General features: G+C 34.6%; 1 protein-coding gene. It reads right to left on the bottom strand.

Features of this window, described 5'->3' with window-relative positions:
- Positions 1-105: 105 nt before the first annotated feature.
- A complete protein-coding gene (locus ABUA27_RS12605) occupies positions 106-1578 on the bottom strand; it encodes an NAD(P)H-hydrate dehydratase (protein ID WP_349820857.1) in 1473 nt (490 codons plus the stop codon).
- Positions 1579-1689: the final 111 nt, after the last annotated feature.

Here is a 1689-nt window from a genome sequence, read left to right as displayed (position 1 = left end):
AGGGCAGTCATTTCTGACTGCCCTTTACAAGTGGAAACCCCCAAATATTTAAAGCGAGTTTTTTATTGACCCCCCCCCTTAAAAATTAAAGGTTCATTATTCCAGCTATTTTTCTATTTCACCAATAAGCAGTGCCATTGTATGAGGAATTTCTTCAATAAGTTTTTCAGGTATAACTGTATATGCCTGCTTTGCAACTTCATCTCCAGCACGTCCATGAATATAAACACCTAGTATTGCTGCTTCTAGTGGTTCATAACCCTGTCCTAATAATGAAGTAATAATACCTGCAAGTGTATCACCCATACCACCTACTGCCATCGCCTTATTACCAGATGCAATACGATAAGATGATTTGCCATCAGTCACAATAGTATGAGGTCCTTTTAAGACAAGTATGCAATGATATTGTGATGCAAAACTTTGTGCGGCAAGCATTAAGTCAGGATAGTCTTCTACATGACATAAACGTTTGAATTCACCAATATGTGGTGTAAGAATCACTGAACGGTCTTGTTTTTCTAGTAAGTGCATATTTCTAGATAGAATTGTAAGTGCATCTGCATCAATTACAAGCGGACAGATAGAAGCAGTCATAATATCTATTACAGCTCTAAAAGCTCTTTCCTCTAGACCTAATCCACATCCTACTAATAATGCATCATAGCCATCAAAATCATCATAACGGAAGATCTGTGGTCTTAATACAGGAATCGCTTCAGGTATATAAAGAGGTAAAAGAGATGTGACTTTTTCTGAAGTAATAGTCTTTACTATACCTGCACCTGTATAATAGGCTGCTTTAGTGGCAAGTAATGGTGCACCTGTATATTGATTACTCCCTACAATTAAGCCATCTACACCATAAATATTCTTATAACCATTATAAACTCGTTTTCTTAAATGTTCCTTTGCGTAGTCCTCTCCTACATATTCAAATAACCCTGCTTCTTTAAAACAATCCTTAACAGCTAATGTTTCTAGAATGACTTTACCTGTATATTCTAATGAACGAGGATCTAAGAATCCTTGTTTTAAAGCAGTTAAGGTGACTGTAAAGTCAGCCTTTAAAGCACCATCGTAGGCTTTACCTGTATTACAATCAAGTCCTGTAGGAATATCAATTGCCCCAATAGTTCCATTATAATGATTCATAATTGATTCTATAATGATTTTATACATCCCTCTAGGTGCACTATTTAAGCCAAATCCAAATAACCCATCTACAATACAATCATAATCATTCCAACTAATTGTATTAATATTATCTTCATCTACATAGATCAAATGATTCTCTTCACATTGATCACGATAATAACGATTGGCCTGTGATACCTTTCCTATATCTCCACTATAATAATAAATGACATGCTTTCTTAGTTTTTCTAGTTTTAATCCCAAAGAATAACCATCTGCACCATTATTACCTGGTCCAATAAGAATCGCAAATCTATTATATTTTGTGAAATGATTGAGTAATGCATCACTTGCAAGATTAACAAGTTCTTCTATTTGATATCCATGTTCCAATAAATAAGCATCGTATTGTTTTAATAAATCCTGTGTTCCTATATACATATATAACACTCCCTTCTTAACTATTCTACCATAAAAAAAGGGGCTGTAACGAATAGGTAGTATTTACTACTACCTTGAGCGTTACAGCTCTTTTTCGTATATCCAAACCCA

It is taken from the genome of Catenibacterium sp. RTP21428st1_D7_RTP21428_210409 (assembly GCF_040227455.1).
Lineage (GTDB): Bacteria > Bacillota_I > Bacilli_A > Erysipelotrichales > Coprobacillaceae > Catenibacterium > Catenibacterium mitsuoka_A.
Note: the sequence above shows the minus strand (reverse complement) of the source record. Positions and strands in the feature narration are given on the sequence as shown.

Coding starts and splice junctions, on each gene's coding strand:
- ABUA27_RS12605 (WP_349820857.1), bottom strand. CDS start 1,578: ATGTATATAGGAACACAGGATTTATTAAAACAATACGATGCTTATTTA.